This is a genomic window from uncultured Boseongicola sp. (genome assembly GCF_937988555.1).
Taxonomy (GTDB): domain Bacteria; phylum Pseudomonadota; class Alphaproteobacteria; order Rhodobacterales; family Rhodobacteraceae; genus Boseongicola.
Genome location: NZ_CALJXO010000226.1, coordinates 1 through 16,874 on the forward strand (window position 1 = coordinate 1; position 16,874 = coordinate 16,874).

At 56.9% G+C, this 16,874-nt stretch carries 16 protein-coding genes and 3 tRNA genes; 4 read left to right on the top strand and 15 right to left on the bottom strand.

Annotated features, from left to right (window positions below; all coding sequences use genetic code 11):
• A partial coding sequence (locus tag Q1B15_RS13875) for a PBP1A family penicillin-binding protein (RefSeq protein WP_299754539.1) occupies positions 1 to 2,330 on the bottom strand: 2,330 nt, incomplete at its 3' end.
• A gap of 151 nt (positions 2,331 to 2,481) precedes the next feature.
• On the opposite strand from Q1B15_RS13875, the gene Q1B15_RS13880 reads away from it, so the two are divergent.
• Positions 2,482 to 3,078 carry a class I SAM-dependent methyltransferase gene (locus Q1B15_RS13880; RefSeq protein ID WP_299754541.1) on the top strand — a complete coding sequence of 199 codons (597 nt, stop codon included), beginning with the start codon at positions 2,482 to 2,484 and terminating at the stop codon, positions 3,076 to 3,078.
• Here the strand turns inward: Q1B15_RS13880 and Q1B15_RS13885 are convergent.
• Together Q1B15_RS13885 and Q1B15_RS13890 are read right to left on the bottom strand one after the other, a co-directional pair.
• Positions 3,068 to 4,276 (bottom strand): N-acetylmuramoyl-L-alanine amidase, encoded by a 1,209-nt coding sequence (locus tag Q1B15_RS13885; protein WP_299754543.1) that lies wholly within the window; start codon positions 4,274 to 4,276, stop codon positions 3,068 to 3,070. The genes Q1B15_RS13880 and Q1B15_RS13885 overlap by 11 nt on opposite strands.
• Positions 4,277 to 4,349: 73 nt before the next feature.
• The gene (locus tag Q1B15_RS13890) at positions 4,350 to 5,501 is read right to left on the bottom strand and encodes an aminotransferase class I/II-fold pyridoxal phosphate-dependent enzyme (RefSeq protein ID WP_299754545.1); all 1,152 of its coding nucleotides are present in this window, start codon (positions 5,499 to 5,501) and stop codon (positions 4,350 to 4,352) included.
• Positions 5,502 to 5,656: 155 nt separating this feature from the next.
• Between Q1B15_RS13890 and Q1B15_RS13895 the strand changes: the two genes are divergently transcribed.
• Positions 5,657 to 6,412: a DsbA family protein gene (locus Q1B15_RS13895; RefSeq protein ID WP_299754547.1), complete on the top strand. Its 756-nt coding sequence runs from the start codon at positions 5,657 to 5,659 to the stop codon at positions 6,410 to 6,412.
• Between the two features lie 351 nt (positions 6,413 to 6,763).
• Entirely contained in the window at positions 6,764 to 6,973 is a 210-nt protein-coding gene (locus Q1B15_RS13900; RefSeq protein ID WP_299754549.1) for a hypothetical protein, read from the top strand.
• Between the two features lie 92 nt (positions 6,974 to 7,065).
• Here the strand turns inward: Q1B15_RS13900 and ispG are convergent, their stop codons facing one another.
• The 4 genes from ispG to Q1B15_RS13920 all read right to left on the bottom strand — a co-directional run bounded on the left by ispG (position 7,066) and on the right by Q1B15_RS13920 (position 11,585).
• Complete coding sequence (ispG, locus tag Q1B15_RS13905; RefSeq protein ID WP_299754551.1) at positions 7,066 to 8,211, bottom strand: flavodoxin-dependent (E)-4-hydroxy-3-methylbut-2-enyl-diphosphate synthase; 1,146 nt, start codon at positions 8,209 to 8,211, stop codon at positions 7,066 to 7,068.
• Between the two features lie 71 nt (positions 8,212 to 8,282).
• Positions 8,283 to 9,572: a RodZ domain-containing protein gene (locus Q1B15_RS13910; RefSeq protein ID WP_299754553.1), complete on the bottom strand. Its 1,290-nt coding sequence runs from the start codon at positions 9,570 to 9,572 to the stop codon at positions 8,283 to 8,285.
• Between the two features lie 117 nt (positions 9,573 to 9,689).
• A complete protein-coding gene (hemA, locus tag Q1B15_RS13915) occupies positions 9,690 to 10,913 on the bottom strand; it encodes a 5-aminolevulinate synthase (protein WP_299754569.1) in 1,224 nt (407 codons plus the stop codon).
• An 81-nt stretch (positions 10,914 to 10,994) separates the two neighbouring features.
• On the bottom strand, positions 10,995 to 11,585 hold the full coding sequence (locus tag Q1B15_RS13920) for a hypothetical protein (protein WP_299754555.1): 591 nt from the start codon (positions 11,583 to 11,585) through the stop codon (positions 10,995 to 10,997).
• A 118-nt stretch (positions 11,586 to 11,703) separates the two neighbouring features.
• Between Q1B15_RS13920 and Q1B15_RS13925 the strand changes: the two genes are divergently transcribed.
• Positions 11,704 to 13,080: a M20/M25/M40 family metallo-hydrolase gene (locus Q1B15_RS13925; protein WP_299754557.1), complete on the top strand. Its 1,377-nt coding sequence runs from the start codon at positions 11,704 to 11,706 to the stop codon at positions 13,078 to 13,080.
• Here the strand turns inward: Q1B15_RS13925 and Q1B15_RS13930 are convergent.
• The 8 genes from Q1B15_RS13930 to Q1B15_RS13965 all read right to left on the bottom strand — a co-directional run bounded on the left by Q1B15_RS13930 (position 13,077) and on the right by Q1B15_RS13965 (position 16,653).
• Entirely contained in the window at positions 13,077 to 13,931 is an 855-nt protein-coding gene (locus tag Q1B15_RS13930; protein ID WP_299754559.1) for an alpha/beta hydrolase, read from the bottom strand. The genes Q1B15_RS13925 and Q1B15_RS13930 overlap by 4 nt on opposite strands.
• A 46-nt stretch (positions 13,932 to 13,977) precedes the next feature.
• Positions 13,978 to 14,054: transfer RNA gene (locus Q1B15_RS13935), tRNA-Asp, on the bottom strand.
• Positions 14,055 to 14,172: 118 nt separating this feature from the next.
• Positions 14,173 to 14,249, bottom strand: a tRNA-Asp gene (locus Q1B15_RS13940).
• A gap of 356 nt (positions 14,250 to 14,605) precedes the next feature.
• Positions 14,606 to 15,541: a hypothetical protein gene (locus tag Q1B15_RS13945; protein WP_299754561.1), complete on the bottom strand. Its 936-nt coding sequence runs from the start codon at positions 15,539 to 15,541 to the stop codon at positions 14,606 to 14,608.
• A gap of 41 nt (positions 15,542 to 15,582) precedes the next feature.
• Positions 15,583 to 15,658 (bottom strand) — tRNA-Val (locus Q1B15_RS13950).
• Positions 15,659 to 15,716: 58 nt separating this feature from the next.
• The gene (locus Q1B15_RS13955; protein WP_299754563.1) at positions 15,717 to 15,941 is read right to left on the bottom strand and encodes a hypothetical protein; all 225 of its coding nucleotides are present in this window, start codon (positions 15,939 to 15,941) and stop codon (positions 15,717 to 15,719) included.
• 36 nt (positions 15,942 to 15,977) lie between these two features.
• Positions 15,978 to 16,124: a MerR family transcriptional regulator gene (locus Q1B15_RS13960; RefSeq protein WP_299754565.1), complete on the bottom strand. Its 147-nt coding sequence runs from the start codon at positions 16,122 to 16,124 to the stop codon at positions 15,978 to 15,980.
• Positions 16,102 to 16,653 carry a histidine phosphatase family protein gene (locus Q1B15_RS13965; protein WP_299754567.1) on the bottom strand — a complete coding sequence of 184 codons (552 nt, stop codon included), beginning with the start codon at positions 16,651 to 16,653 and terminating at the stop codon, positions 16,102 to 16,104. Before Q1B15_RS13965 ends, Q1B15_RS13960 begins: the two co-directional genes overlap by 23 nt.
• Positions 16,654 to 16,874 lie beyond the last annotated feature (221 nt).

Here is a 16,874-nt window from a genome sequence, read left to right on the forward strand (position 1 = left end):
ACAACGCTTTCTCCGCTCGCCCCATCGGGCAAACGCGCACCAGTGAAACGGTCGATCTTTATAAACCGCCCGCCCGCCGGAACCGCAAACCGCCCGGCCCCGTATTTCTTAAGCGCCGTTGTCATGAAAGACTGAAAAACCGGACCACACATGCCGCCGCCAGATGCGCCAGACCCTAAAGGCTTCGGCAGATCGTAACCAATGTAACAGCCCGCCGCGATGTTAGAAGTGAACCCGACAAACCAGACATCGCGCGCATCGTTGGTCGTACCAGTCTTTCCCGCAGTCGGCACACCAAGATTAACCGTTCCCGACGCCGTCCCACGCTCGACAACGCCGCGCATCATCGAAGTCAGCTGATATGCCGTCACCGGGTCAATCACTTGCCAGCGATCTGTCTCGATCCGTGGCAATTCACCGACCGGAAGATCGTATTGGGAACATTCGTCGCACACACGGTCATCGTGCCGGTACACAGTTGTTCCCCACCGGTCCTGTACGCGATCGACCAGCGTCGGCTCGACGCGCTCACCGCCGTTGGCAAACATCGAATAGGCCGAGACCATCTTAAAAAGCGTCGTTTCCTGGCTGCCCAGAGAGTTGGCCAGAAACGGCTGCATCTTGTCATAGACCCCAAAGCGCTCGGCGTAGGCGGCCACTGTGCGCATGCCGACTTCTTCAGCCAATCGCACCGTCATAAGATTTCGCGACCGTTCGATCCCGATCCGCAAAGGGGTCGGCCCGTAAAACTGGTTCGAAGCGTTTCTCGGCCGCCAGACACGGCCTCCTCCCACATCCACCTCAATAGGCGCATCAATCAGGATCGTCGCGGGAGTAAAGCCACTGTCCAGGGCCGCCGCGTAAACAAACGGCTTAAACGAAGACCCCGGCTGCCGCGTCGCTTGTGTCGCGCGGTTGAACACCGAATGCTGATAGGAAAATCCGCCCTGCATCGCGATCACACGACCATTGTTCACGTCCATCGCCATGAACCCACCCTGAACACCGGGGATCTGACGCAGTGAGAAAACCGGGTCTTCCTCAGAGCCACCGTCGTGTCGCACATGAATTACGTCACCGACGCTTAAAATATCGCTCGGGTTTGACGCCCCCCGGATCCAGTTCAAATCGCCGGGCTTGATGAAATGTCCGTCAACGCCGTTGTCCCACCCGTCGACGCCGATGCGCGCAACAGTATCGCGCAATTCCAAAACAACGGCCGGATACCAGCCCGCAATATCGCGCGGCACAACGGTTTCGCCCAAAGCCTGACGCCAGGCAGCCCGACCGTCTTCCCCAAGACCGCTTAACGCTGCAGGATTGATCTCAGCCGCTGCGCCGCGCCACTCGCCTTGCGCGCGGTCATACTTTTCCAAAGCTTCGCGAAGGGCCGCCGCTGCAGCGTCCTGCATCTCGGGATCAACGGTTGCACGCACCGTAAGACCCGCAGATTTAAACCCTGCATCCCCAAAGTCACGGCTCAACTGACGGCGTATTTCATCAGTAAAGTAGTCGCGCGGCGGAAGCTTCTTGCGAAAGCCTTCATAGTCCCCGTTTTGCACCGTTAGCAAAGGCGCTGCCCTCGCCGTGACAAATTCGGCCTCGCTTAGATAGCCATTCTGGTACATCTCGCGCAGAACAAAGTTGCGCCTCTCGGTCGCACGCAGAACTTCCAGCACCGGATGGTAATCGTAAGGCGCCTTCGGCAAAGCCGCGAGATAGGCGGCGTCCTGTGGCTCCAAATCGGCAAGCGTCTTGTTGAAATAGGTCTGCGAGGCCGCCGCCACACCGAACGAGCGGAATCCAAGATCAATTTCATTGAGATAAATTTCCAGAATCTTGTCCCGATCAAGCGAATTGACCATCCGGTTCGCCAGAATGATCTCTTTCAGCTTCCGGTCTACGGTGCGCTCACCGCTTAAAAACGAGATCTTCGCAACCTGCTGGGGGATCGTCGACGCGCCCCGCACGGACTGACCCCGGCTTTCAACTGCCACATAAGCCGCCGCCGCAATTCCGCGTAAATCAAAGCCAGCATGCAGGTAGAAGTTCTTGTCTTCCGCCGAGATAAACGCGTGCTTGACCAGATCGGGAATTTCCTCCGCAGCCGCATATATCCGCCGTTCCTCGGCAAATTCATCAATGATCCGGCCTTCAGTCGAATAAATCCGGCTAATGGTTGGCGGCAGATAATTGGCAAGGCTCTCGTGGTCGGGCAAATCCCGCCCATACACCCAGAACACAGCCCCCACGGTTAACGCGGTCATCACAAGGCCAAGCGTTATCATGCTGAAAATCGCGCCAAAAAATGAAAAAACGAACCGGATCACTCAACCAACCTCTTCGATAAGTCCCTCATATACCGCCCTGTCTCGCCAGCGTCAAAAGGGCGCTTGCGTCGCATCGGCCAGTTGACGCCAAAAAATCGCAAATGTTTTGTCACCTCTTGTGCAGCAGTTGCGAACACGTCATCTGGCGCACATGAAACCCGAAGATATCCTGCCCACCTATAACGAAGTTGCCGAGACCTGGGACCTTCAACGCAATCAGGCACTTTTCGAGCGTAAGTGGCTGGATCGCATGCTGAATTACGCTCCCGGCAAAAACGTTCTGGACCTTGGCTGTGGCGCCGGACGTCCTATTGCAAGCTATCTTCTGGACCGTCGCGCAACCTTAACTGGACTAGACGGCGCGCCGGCGATGATTGCTCTTTTTCAGACAAATCTACCCCAAGCACGCGGCATCCTTGCCGATATGCGCGGTGTCGATCTTGGCGAAACATTCGACGCCATTCTTGCCTGGAATTCGTTTTTCCATCTCTCGCCGGACGATCAACGCGCCATGTTCGAGGTGTTTGCGCGCCATTCAGCTCCGGGAGCCGCCTTGATGTTCACATCAGGCCCCGAGGAAGGCGAAGAAATCGGAGAGGTGGCGGGTCACAGCCTCTATCACTCCTCGCTGTCCCCCGACGAATACGAAGGCTTGCTCAACGCCTACGGCTTCAAGGTCAAACATTTCCGCCCCGAGGACCCCGAATGTGCGGGTCACACTATTTGGCTTGCGCAGTTCACTTCCTAAAGCCCTGGCGCATCAGAAAATCCTCGTCGGCCCATTGCAACAGCGCATCGCGAACTGCCTCGCTTGCCCGTGCGCTCCATTCTTCCGACATGAGACGCTCGCGATCCCGATCGCTTGACAAGAACCCAAGCTCGACCAGAACAGATGGCACTTCTGCCGCCTTCAAAACTGTAAAACTTCCGCGGCGATGCGGATTGGAGTTCAGCGCCAGCTCATAGCTGCGAAACCCAGACACAATCGTCTCCGCCAAGGCTTCGGATCGCGGCATCGTCTCGCGCCGTGCCAAGTCCAAAAGCACAAATGCAATCTCGTCCTCGGTTCCCGCAAGGTCGACGCCCGCCAGGATATCATTCTGCGCATGGCGCTCGGCCAATCGTAAAGCCACTGCGTCCGTGAGGTTATCGGTCAGCGTGTAAACCGTCATGCCAGAAGCCACGCCATCATCTTCGGCCAGCGAATCTGCATGCAGTGACAGGAACACACCCACCCCCGCCGCCCGCGCCAGAGTCATGCGCGCCTCCAGCGGCACAAAAACATCAGCCTCCCGCGTCATCACCACTTCAAACCGTCCCGTGCGGAGCAGGACTTCTTTCAACTTACGCGCAAACGCCAGCATCAGTTCCGCCTCGCGCAAATCGCCGTCCTCGGCGCCGGGATCAATGCCCCCATGCCCCGGATCACGCGCCACCCGCAGGCGCCCGGACGCGGGCGGGGGCGCGGCCACCACAGGAGAAACTTCCACCGGGTCAATTCCGGCATTGTCGCGAAAATCATCTGCCGTCGTCGGTATCAATTGCATGGTCAGCAAAGCCGACCCGTCATCCGCAACCCGCATTTCAGCCGAGTCCACCGCCAAAGGCTCGCGCAAGACGACGACAAGCCGTGACCATCCCGGCCGATACGCCCCCGTGTTGACCTCCAAAACGCTACCAGAGTCGACCTCAAGCGCCGCATCCCAAACCAATTCTGCAAAATCCACGATCAAGCGCGGTGGCCCATCAAGCGTATGAACGCGCCATGGCACTGGTTGAGACATCTCTACATTTAACTCGACACGACCACCACTATCCGAAATAGCCGCGCCACCGCCAGCAAGACGCGCCAAGCCGGCGCCCGGCGCCTCGGCCAAGGCGCTGTGCGAAAGAAACACAAGGATCAGGGCACAAACGGCGCTGTAAAAAAAAGGATACTTGCTCATTGCCTCAGACTTTTCGAGTTTTCTCGTTATTGTGCTCAGACTAGCCTATCGGCGACTTCCCGCCAAAGGCTTTTCAGCGAATATGGCCCGCCGCCCGCATATATGTCTCCAGACGCGCCAAGCCTTCTTCGATATCTGCCGTAGCCCGCGCATAGGAAAACCGCAGCGTGCCCGTGCCACGCGCTTTGTCGAAATCAAGCCCCGGCGTCACCGACACCCCAGCTTTGTCTAGAATATCGCGCGCAAGAATATGTGCATCTTCGGTGATCCCGCTGACATCGGCATAGACATAAAACGCCCCGTCCGGCGGAGCGATCCGCTCAAACCCCGCCCGTGGCAGGCCCGCAAGCATCAGCGAACGGTTCGCCGCATAGACGCCAAGGTTCGCTTCCAGCTCGGCCCCGCATTCCATTGCCGCCAAAGCCGCAATCTGTGACGCATGTGGCGGACAAATAAACATGTTCTGCGCCAGCCGCTCAACCGTCCGCACATGCCCCTTCGGCACGACCATCCAGCCGATCCGCCACCCCGTCATGGAGTAATACTTGGAAAACGAATTGATCACATATGCGTCGTCGGTGATCTCCAAAGCCGAAACCGCTTTGCGCTCATATTCAATGCCGTGGTAAATCTCGTCCGAAACAAAAGCCGCGTTGCGGGCCTGGCACGCCTCAATTAACGCCGTCAAAGCCGTTCTATCCAGCATCGTCCCCGAAGGATTGGCCGGCGACGCCACAATCAATCCGGCAATATCATGTGGCAAATCGCCCGCCACCGGTTGATAGCGATCCTCAACGCGCGTTTCGATATCCACCGGTTCAAGGCTTAACGCCCGCAAAATCTGTCGATAAGACGGATAGCCCGGTGCGCCCAAAGCCACGCGATCCCCTGCATCAAACAACGCCGTAAACGCCAGCAAAAAGCCCGCCGACGACCCCGAAGTCACAACCACGCGCGCCGGATCAAGGTCGATGTCATGCCGTTCGTCATACAGCCTGGCAATCCGCGCGCGAAGGGATGGCAACCCAAGCGCTACTGTATAGCCAAGCGCGCTCTTCTCCATCGCCGCCACCAGTGCAGCACGCGCACCTGAAGGGGCGCCGGTCCCCGGCTGCCCCACTTCCATATGGATAATATGCCGCCCCGAAGCTTCCGCCCGCGCTGCGGCCTCCATCACATCCATGACGATGAACGGGTCTACATTCGATCGACGTGACAGGCGCATCGGGACCATTCCTTCAAAGGCAAACGGATCTCTTGCCTGCCGCGTCGAACACGTGGCGTCAATGCCCCGTGCGACAACAAATCTTAGTGAAGTCCTTGCCACGCATAAGCTTCGCATGTTCTTGTGCTTGGACAGTTTTTTCCGAGGAGTCGCCGATGTTTCGTTCAATCTTGATGACAAGTGCTCTGTGCCTTGCCACCGCGTTTCCAGCCGCCGCCACCGACATCGATGCGATGACAGACGGCGAGCGTGACGCCTTTCGGTCCGAAGTGCGCGCCTATCTTCTCGAAAATCCCGAAGTCCTGATGGAAGCCATCGCGATCCTTGAAGAACGCCGGACGCAAGACGCGTCACAAGCCGAAGTTGCCATGCTTGAGCAATACAGCGAAGAAATTTTCAACGACGGTTACAGCTACGTTGGTGGCAATCCCGATGGCGACGTTACCGTGGTCGAATTTCTCGACTACCAGTGCGGCTTTTGCAAACGCGCGTTTCCAGCCGTCGAAGAGCTGATCGACAGCGACGGCAATATCCGCTTCATCGTCAAGGAATTCCCGATCCTTGGGGATGCGTCAGTGCTAGCGTCGCGCTACGCTCTCGCAGTTAAATCGCTTTATGGCGATGACGCTTATAAGACCATGCACGACGAAATGATGTTGTTGCGCGGCGACCTAACCCCGCAGACTCTGGTGCGTCTTTCCGGTGATTTTGACTTCGACCATGACGATATTCGCACAGAAATGGACAGCGAAGAGATCACCCGTATCATCGCGGCCAACCGCGATCTGGCAGCGCGCCTTCAAATCCAGGGCACGCCCAGCTTCATCATGGGCGACACGTTCGTGCGCGGGTTCCTTGAATTGGACCAAATGCGCCGGGTGGTTTCCACCGAACGACAAAATCGGGGCTGACGGCACCCACAGATTTCCCAACGCTGGCCTTGCTAACTATCGAACGATAGCTGCCCAGTTTAGGACAAAGTCACTCGCCTGCGAAGCATAGTGCGCTGACATTTCCTGCGCGCTACCCCGATAGGGATGGAGCGACGGACAGGATAAAACGAACACTTGCAGCCCTTGGTATTCTAACGCTCGCCGTCTGTGGCGAGCTTCCGCAAGATGGCAGATGGAATGCGCAGCTTTGCCGCCACCAGTCCCCCCTCGCAACGACAACGTCTAAAATGATCGCGAGGTCCCCAAGCTAGGTTTACGCCAGCCTGCACCGCGCGTTGCCAGCTGGCGTAAACCCAAAGCGTCAGTCGCTTGTCACAGTTTGGGGTTCAGACTACCCGCATTTCGCACGGCAACACTGTTCAATTCGAACGCAGCGGCTCAAAAGGCGTGATCTCCGTTTATAAACCCACATTCGGCGCAATCACCCCCGGCTCTACTGACGGCGGTTACATGGCCTATGTCGTGAATTCAGATCCTGGCCCGGCGGCACAGGCCTGGATTTCTGCGGTGCCTGAATAAGCTACTGCGATTTATATGCTGCGGTCAGCGAATGAGCCTCGGGCGGAACATCAGATGCCCCGCGATGCCGTAACCCATCGGTAAACTCGCACTTACTCCGCTGCCTCAACTGCTTCTGCAGATTCTACTGACTCGGCCGCGTCAATCGCGGCCGCCTTCTTTTCAACCTGCTCGACGATGTGTTCCACCATTTCCTCGTTGGACAGCTTGTGGCTTTGCTTACCCGCAAGGTAGACCATGCCCGAACCAGCCCCGCCGCCTGTAAAGCCGACATCCGTCATCAAAGCCTCGCCCGGCCCATTCACCACACAACCAATAATCGACAGGCTCATCGGTGTTTGGATGTGCTCAAGTCGCTTCTCCAGCGCCTCAACGGTTTTGATCACATCGAACCCTTGGCGGGCACAAGACGGGCATGAAATGATGTTCACCCCCCGATGCCGCAGACCAAGCGCTTTCAGGATCTCATAGCCAACCTTGACCTCTTCCACCGGATCAGCAGACAGGCTTACGCGGATCGTGTCGCCAATCCCCATCCACAAAAGATTACCAAGCCCGATAGACGATTTGATCGTCCCCGAAACAAGACCGCCCGCTTCGGTAATTCCAAGATGAATCGGCGCGTCGGTCGCATCCGCCAGTATCTGATAAGCGGCCGCCGCCAGAAACACGTCCGAGGCCTTGCAGCTGATCTTAAATTCGTGAAAGTCGTTATCTTCCAATATCTTGATATGGTCGAGACCGCTTTCCACCATCGCCTCCGGACAGGGCTCGGCGTATTTATCCAACAAATGCTTTTCCAGCGATCCCGCGTTGACGCCGATACGGATCGAACAACCATGATCTTTGGCCGCTTTGATCACTTCTTTGACACGCTCCTCGTTCCCGATATTGCCAGGATTGATCCGCAAACACGCAGCCCCCGCCTCGGCCGCTTCGATCGCGCGCTTATAGTGAAAGTGGATATCTGCCACGATCGGCACCGGACTTTCGCGCACAATCTCTTTCAAAGCAGCCGTAGACGCCGCGTCGGGCGTCGATACCCGCACGATATCGACCCCAGCATCGGTCGCGCGTTGGATTTGGCCAATAGTCGCCTTGACGTCTGTTGTGTCTGTATTGGTCATCGTCTGCACCGTGATCGGCGCTTCGCCCCCAACAGGAACATTACCCACATGAATTTGGCGGGATTTACGACGGTATATATTGCGCCATGGGCGGACGTGGTTCAGCGTCATCAGGCTGCCTTATGATAGATACGCGGTCCCTATGAATAGGCAAAGCGTGGCACGCTGGCAATCGTGCGATGTCAGTTGGATGCGGCCGCTTCGGCAACCGCCACAAAGCGCGCTAAATCAGAGTCGCGTTCAATATCAGCAACTTGATATGTCTCCAAGATCGCATCGCGTGCAAGTGACACGTTTTTAATCACCTCGGGACCAGCACCGGCGGGACCATAAGTCGCGCCGTTCACCTCAAAATACAGCGATCCCGCATTGCCCGCACGCAAGGTCGCAGGGGCCTCGGTCAATGGCAGATCAAACTGCTCGCCAGCATCAAGGATTTTCTCGAAAATAACTGTGCCGTTTGCACCCGTTACACGCACCCAGGACGGGCGAACTGCAAACAGCGCAAGCGTTGGCGAAGCCTCTTCGACCACCTGCACTGTCGGCAGCAAATTATCTGTTTCGAACCCCGCCGAAAGGTTTGCGGTAACCGGAATGGCACTACCAGGAACTGCAAACGGTAAGTTATCGGGGCGCGGAGGCTCCGCGGCGCTCAGTCGCGTATCACGCTCTGGCGCAAACGCACCAAAAGAATTGGGATCAATCGACGCTATAGGCCCGTCTCGCGCGACCATGACCGGTATATCCAGCGCAACGGGACGTGACACGCGATCAATACGGTCAACCCCGGGTACAAGCCCCGCCGTCACGTCAGCTCGAGGAATTTCGCCCTCAGGCGTAGCGACCGCCTGCGTCATCGGATCAAGCTCGGCCAGAACATTCGGCGTCTGCTCAACCGGCGCAAAGCGCACTTTCTGCACTTCTTGCAGCACAGACCAGCCGCCATATCCAATACCTGCAATCAGCACCATCAACACCATGACCGAGCCAATGGCACGTGGTTCGATACCGGCAAAAACAGCTTCGCCTTTCGGCATATAACTTACACTGGGTTCGATAAACGGATCGCGCAGATGGGCGGGCTTTTTCTCGCCATTGGCATTGCGGGCTTTCGAGGACCCCTTGGAAGACCGGCGAACGGACGCATCAGCAGACATTCCGTGCGCAACCGAGAAATTGCCCTCCTCGCAGAACGTCTTGAACGCCCACTCCGGATCAAGTCCAAGGTAGCGCGCGTAAGATCGCACATAACCGGCAATAAATCCGGGCGTCTCAAACGCTGAAGCGTCGGTATTTTCAATAGCTGCAATATAATTGGCCTTGATTTTCAATTCGCGCTGAACATCAAGAAGAGACTTACCCAGCGTAGCACGCTCGCCTCGCATAGTATCACCGAGCAGCAAATCAAAATCGTCGAAGCCTTTCAGCCTCGCCGGTTCATTTTCGTCTGACGCCTCAGGACGCCTGCTCATGTGTCCTGCCCCATTTAAACTCACCGTTGTCCCTACCCGCAACCGGCAGAATCGGTCACGAGGATAATCCTCTAACCACTAACACAGCACTTGCGTGCGGTCACTTGTGGATAAGTCCTAAGCGGAGAGTTCGGCGCGATTGAGCGCACAATGCGACCAAAGTTCGTCCATGGCACTGACCAATGCATCCATTTCACGCGGTCCGTGCACCGGCGACGGCGTGAACCTCAGACGCTCCGTGCCGCGCGGAACCGTGGGATAATTGATCGGCTGAACGTAGATACCAAAGCTATCAAGCAGCATATCGCTTAAGACTTTCGTATGCACCGGATCGCCGACAATCACCGGGATGATATGGCTGCCGTGATCAATGATCGGCAGTCCCAGCCCCTTCAGACGCAGCTTCAGAATGCTGGCTTGTGTCTGGTGTTCTTCACGGCGGGTACGATCTGTTTTCAACACCCGGATACTGGCCGCCGCACCCGCGGCAACCGCCGGTGGAAGCGACGTCGTAAAGATGAATCCCGGCGCATAAGACCTTACTGCATCACACATTTTTGCGCTTGATGCGATGTAACCACCGTGCACCCCAAAGGCCTTCCCAAGGGTTCCGTTGATGATGTCGACACGATGCATAAGACCATCACGCTCAGCCACACCGGCGCCGCGCGGGCCATACATGCCAACAGCATGAACCTCGTCGATGTAGGTCAACGCGCTGAACTCATCGGCCAGATCGCAAAGCGCCTCAATGGGTCCGAAATCACCATCCATTGAATAAATCGATTCGAACGCGATCAGTTTCGGAGCGGCAGGATCATCCGCCTCTAGCAATTCACGCAGGTGTGCCACATCGTTGTGACGGAAGATGCGCTTCTCGCCACCGTTGCGCCGAATGCCCTCGATCATCGAGGCATGGTTGAACTCATCCGAATAAATGATCAGCCCCGGGAAAAGTTTTGGCAGTGTGGATAACGTGGCGTCATTCGCGATGTAAGCCGAGGTGAAAAGCAGTGCCGCCCCCTTGCCGTGAAGATCAGACAGTTCGGCCTCAAGCGCCTTATGATAGACAGTCGTCCCCGAAATATTACGTGTCCCACCGGACCCGGCCCCCGTAGCCTCAAGCGCCTTGTGCATTGCGGCCAGAACCTCAGGATGTTGGCCCATTCCAAGATAATCGTTACCGCACCAAACGGTTACGGGTTGCTTCGTGCCGTCCTCGCGCTCCCGCACGGCATGCGGAAATTGTCCTCGCGTGCGTTCAATATCGATAAAAGTCCGGTAACGGCCTTCTTGATGCAGTTTGTTCAGGGCAGCGTCTAGCTGAAGGTCATAATTCACGTTTGTCATCTCCGTAATCCGAATATGCCTAAATTATCCACCAGTCAGATGGCAAGGAACAAATTGACGCTATAACACAGATCAATTTCTAACGATTATCGCGCAATCGTCTGCGCCTTTTGCGTCCTGAGTGCAGGCCCCCAACGCCCCGCCCGGCGATGGGGCCATCGCCCAAGCCCCGGTCGAGCGTGATATTGCAAAAACCTTCGCTCCAGCCGCCGGTGTATAGCGGTCGAAAAAGCCCCGCGTCGCGTCAAGCGACAAGCTAAGCGAGCGTCGTTGATATTCCGGTGGTAAAATGCGTGCTGCGATCTGGCATGCTCCTGATGTTGCACGTTTCGCCGCTCCACACGCCGCAATTGCCGCCGTATCAGCGGCGTCGACGGTATGGAAATTGAACGCTCCCTGAAGCGCCTCGCTGACAAGTCCCTCGTCTGGCGCATAGGCAAGGGCCCCGTAAAACTTCGCCTTGGTCCCGGTTTGCTGCTCAATCAAGGGGATTAAAGCCTTGATCGTGGCGCGGTCTTTGTCGGACAGGCCACGTACCAGCTGCAACCCGATCCCGGACGTGTCAAACAACTCAGCCTGCGCAACCCTTCCGCTGACAGGCTCGGCCGCCGCCGCGTCAGACGTCCACCCAAGACAAACCACGCACAAAAGGACTAACCTCATCACATTCTCCTAATTCTTTGTCTGCGACCTTAGGGCCTTCTCCAGGTCCAGACCAGACTGGACGTCATACGCAGGCCTGATAACGTCCCGTCGAAATTAAAGTTCGGAGACGCATAAAATGAGCCTCGACACCATTCTTGCCCGCATCGACGATGACCTTCCGAACGCGCTCGAGCGCCTGATGACGCTGTTACGCATTCCGTCGATCTCAACCGATCCCGCTTACAAAAAGGACTGCCTCACGGCCGCCGAATGGGTCGTCGCCGACCTTTCTTCGCTTGGCGTGGACGCAGAAGTGCGCCCCACCACAGGCCATCCGATGGTTGTCGGCCATGTCGGCGAAGGCGCGCCGCACCTCTTGTTTTATGGACACTACGACGTGCAACCGGTCGACCCCCTAAATCTGTGGAACCGCGCGCCCTTCGATCCCGCTATCGAAGACACGCCGCACGGGAAAGTGATCCGTGGCCGTGGTGCAAACGACGACAAGGGCCAGTTCATGACCTTCGTCGAAGCCTGCCGCGCCTGGAAATCCGTCACAGGCGAATGGCCCTGCCGCGTGACTTTCTTCTTTGAAGGCGAAGAGGAATGCGGCTCGCCGTCTCTGGTGCCGTTCCTTGAAGAAAACGCTGAGGAATTGTCCGCCCCCGACATAGCCCTGATCAGCGACACCAGCCTGTTTGACCGCGACACGCCCGGCATCACGACCATGCTGCGTGGCCTTCTTGGCGAAGGACTGATCATCACAGGCCCCGACCGCGACCTTCACTCCGGCGCTTACGGTGGCGCGGCAATGAACCCGGCCCGCGTGTTGTCAAAAATTATCGCAAGCCTCCATGACGACACAGGTCGTGTCACTGTTCCCCGCTTTTATGACGGCGTCCCCGAGATCAACGCCGACATCCTGGCCCAATGGGAGGCCCTCGGTTTCGATGCGGCAGGCTTCCTTAGCGACGTCAAACTGTCCGAACCTGCGGGCGAACAGGGTCGCAGCGTGCTTGAGATGCTCTGGTCGCGCCCCACCTGCGAAGTTAACGGTCTGGAAAGCGGCTATACCGGCGACGGCTTCAAAACCGTCCTGCCATCGCTCGCCCGCGCCAAAATCAGCTTCCGCCTTGTCGGCACGCAAGACCCCGCGCAAATCCGCAAGGATTTCCGCGCGATGGTTCAGGCGCAACTGCCCGCCGACTGCTCGGTCGAATTTTTCGACCACGGCTGCTCTCCAGCCTCGGTGATGAAAACCGACAACCCTGCGTTCAGCAAAGCCCGCGAAGCGCTCTCGGAAGAGTTCGCAAAACCCGCTGCCTTCATCGGTAGCGGTGGCTCAATTCCAATTGCCGGGCATTTCCAGGACATTCTGGACCTCGACACAATGCTGATCGGCTTTGGCCTTGAAGACGATGGCCTCCATAGCCCGAACGAAAAATACGACGTGCGCAGCTTTCACAAAGGCATCCGCAGCTGGGCGCGCATCCTTGATAAACTGACGAGCTAACCCGAGCCAAGAAACCCGCGAAGCACGGCAATCGTCGCGGCGCCGGATTGATCAGGAAAGAAATGACCGCCAGGGATCGCCTCGGCGGTCATGTTTTTAAGCCACGCATCCCATGTGCCCGGTATATCAAACATCTGCGCCATAGCCCCGTCCGCCCCATAAAGCACAAGTGCTGGTCCCTCGAACCTCCGCCCCAAATCAGACGCGTCGTGATGCACATCCACCGCCAAAGTGGCCCGATAGTCATTGGTCATTCCGGCAATCGTCGCAGTGTCACGCCACGCCGCGCGATAGGCCTCTAAGGCCGCAAACTCTGAAAGCTGCGAACCGCCCCAGCCAAGCAAACACGTCTGATAGAAATGATCGGGGTCAGCCTCAATCATGCGCTCAGGAAAGGGCGCAGGCTGCGCAAGGTATGACCAATGGAAATAGGCCGCCGAAACCTTGGAAGACCAGTTGTCCAACAACGTATGCGTCGGAACGATATCCATGACCGTCAATGACCTAAGCCTGTCCGTCGCATCCAACGACATCCGATGCGCCACACGCGCACCACGGTCATGCCCCACCAGATGAAAGGTCTCATGACCAAGCGACGTCATCAACGCTAGCATATCGCCACCCATAGCACGGAAACTGTAGTTGGTAAGGTCCACCTTGGCCGCAGGCTTCGACGATGCGCCATAGCCGCGCAAATCAGCCGTCACCACGGTAAAGTCCCGCGCTAGCGTCGCGGCAATTGGGGCCCACATCGCCCGCGTTTGTGGAAACCCATGCAACAACAAGACCGCAGGTCCTGCCCCTGCCACGTCATATGCTATCTCGATCTCGCCATGCTGAAAAACTGCCATAGCGACAATCGTCGCCGCAGAAAGTCTCAAAGACAAGAGAAGAAAGTGGCGCGGTTGACGGGGCTCGAACCCGCGACCCCCGGCGTGACAGGCCGGTACTCTAACCAGCTGAGCTACAACCGCGCGATGAGGGTGATCTAAGCGAGCCAACCTGCCGCGTCAATCGCCAAAATCCGCGAATGCCCCACATAATTCGGACGGGCCGCCGGAGCGATCTTACTCTGCAATGTCCGAGATATGTTGGCGCGGTTGACGGGGCTCGAACCCGCGACCCCCGGCGTGACAGGCCGGTACTCTAACCAGCTGAGCTACAACCGCGTATCCTACCCGCGCGCTTCTATGGATCTGCGGTGATTGCGTCAAGCAGATTTGGGCCGCGACCGTCGCTTCACCTCAGTCAGCGCGCACTTGTGGGCCGATAAATGCGCCGATAGCGCGTCATAACGACGTGAAAACGGCGGTTGGTCTTCAATTCCTGCGGTTAATCCAGCCAGACCGGGAACTGCAACAGCCACCAGCTGAGGCTGGTGTGATCAAAAGGAACAGTTGAAACTGTTCTTTTCTAAGAGAACGCCTCCGGCGCATATTTGGATTTCCTTTCCGATTAGAAATCAGAGGGTTTAGACCAAAGAGTGGGTATTGAACAAAGCCTGTGCCGATCGCACAACGCTCTTTCACATATCAGCGGCTTCGCGCTTTTCCTGCTCAAGCTTTTCCATCAATGGACGGTAGTAGACATGAAGCCTGTCGCCCATGTCACCAAGCGCGCGCTTGTCCCAAAAGATCCAGCGCCCCTTGTCGGCCCGAACCGCATCCCCGTCCTTATATTCCATCAACCGCTCTGGCTTGATGTAGTCGCCCGGCAACGTCACCGCCGCCACGCCGTCGCGGCGCTTTTGCACCCAAGGCAAAGCCCCCTTCAAATAGACCAGCCACTTGCCCGTATGCATGTATTCATTAAGAAACTTCACCGCCAACGTGTTCGGCAACCGGTTGATATGCATCTGCGCAATCCAACTGATAAACCGCTCGTCCCCGATCATCGGACGGATCGAGTAATCGCCGAATTTCTCATAAAGGGCACGAAATTCGTCCGCAATATAAGTGCATTCCGCCGGGTGATAAACCACCATCGACGAGTTGCCGCGGGCGTAACGTTTCTTGTTTGTCAGCTTATAAACCAACCGCCCTGGCCAACCAAACGGCAGAACCACTGACTGCAACATCAAGATAGATTGGCGGTTCTTCATCAGCTTCAACGCTTTGCCAATATCCCCGAAAATCGCCGTGTCCAGATCAATGAAAATCGCTGGCAGATCGTCAGGAACAACATCCTTTGAAAACATCGACAACTTCGCGTGCAGCGCGCCGCTTAAAAAGCGCGGGTTCAGGAACCAGGGATCAAAGTCCACAATCTGAATATCAGGATGCATGCCCGTGCGCGGACGATCCGAAATCAGAATAAACCGCGGCTTGGACGCAGATGTGCGGATCACCGCTTCGACGGTGTGATTGATATAGGCCGAGGTATATTTATCACCCCAGCATACCAACACGCATTGCCACGTCGGCTCTTGCATCTCGCGGCCCGCCCTAATGATTTCTTCCATGGTGCGAAGGATAACATCCGCCCGGTGCAACGGCGAGTGTTTGGTGGGTGATGAGAGGCTCGAACTCCCGACATCTTCGGTGTAAACGAAGCGCTCTACCAACTGAGCTAATCACCCGTGCCGCGGTGCCTACATTCGACTTGAGAAAAACGCAAGACCCTCGGTTTCAAGTTATTCAAATCTCTTCTCGCTCGGTGCCCTGACCGACCCACCACTGCGTGCCAGGGCCAATGCTGCCCAAACGATCCGTACCATTATAAAGCTGACAACTGTCCAGCGACAAGCACCCAGAGCCGATGCAGCAGCCCATCTGATCCCTCAGGCGCGTCATCAATACATTCCTCTCATCAACCATCGCCTGGCACGCCGCCGCCGCCCGCGCCAATGTCTTGGCGCTCACGGCTTTTCCGCGCAGGAGACGATCCAGAACAACCTCTCACTCGGCCAAAGGCACGCCAACGCTCTGGGAAATCCGCGTGATCGCGATACGGCGCAACTCGCGCCGGTCATAGCGGCGATGGTTTGCGGACGTGCGCAAGCTTTCGATCAGCCCTTCGGTCTCATAATAGTGCAGCCTCGCCACAAAAATACCCGCCCGCTCTGCCATTTCTCAAACGCAGAAAGCCGAATGGCGCACATCCGCAAAACCAGGAGGTGATGGCATGGCTCACGATGATAGTCGGTTGAACAAGTCGCGCCAGAACCCGCCCGACACGCTCCCATAAAACCTCAAAACCTTCGCCACCCGGTGCCCGCCTATATATATCCGGCGAAGTCTCAACACCGTGATCCAGGCACCTGACAGCTATGTCGTCGCGCGGAAGTTCCGTCCAATCACCAATCTCGATCTCTCGCAAATCGTCGATCACTGTCGCAGTGATCCCCAATAGCTCCAGCGCAAGCTCGGCCCTCTGCCACGCCCGCCCCTGCGGGCTGACAGTTCCACGCTGACTTTCCGGCGAAATACCAAACGCGCCGAGACTTTCTCCAATCGCGACGGCTTGCATCAGCCATGTATTGGTCAGATCGGAATCCAACGCGCCCTGCCAACGGCCTTCGCGGTTCCACTCCGTACCGCCATGGCGCAGTACAAAGATATCAGGAAGGCTCATGGCGCCTCAACTAAAGTGAATAGGGATGATAAGAGATTTTAACTCCACGCATCTTCGATGTGAACAAGGCGCTTGACCGCCGAGCCAATCCCCCAGCGCGCATTTTCATATTTTTTTATCGATCACGCCGCACGTGACCTCATCGGCGATTTTTGGCCGACACATCGCACGTTTAGGCGTTAAAACCATAGATTTTATCGCATAATCGAGATCTGCAAATC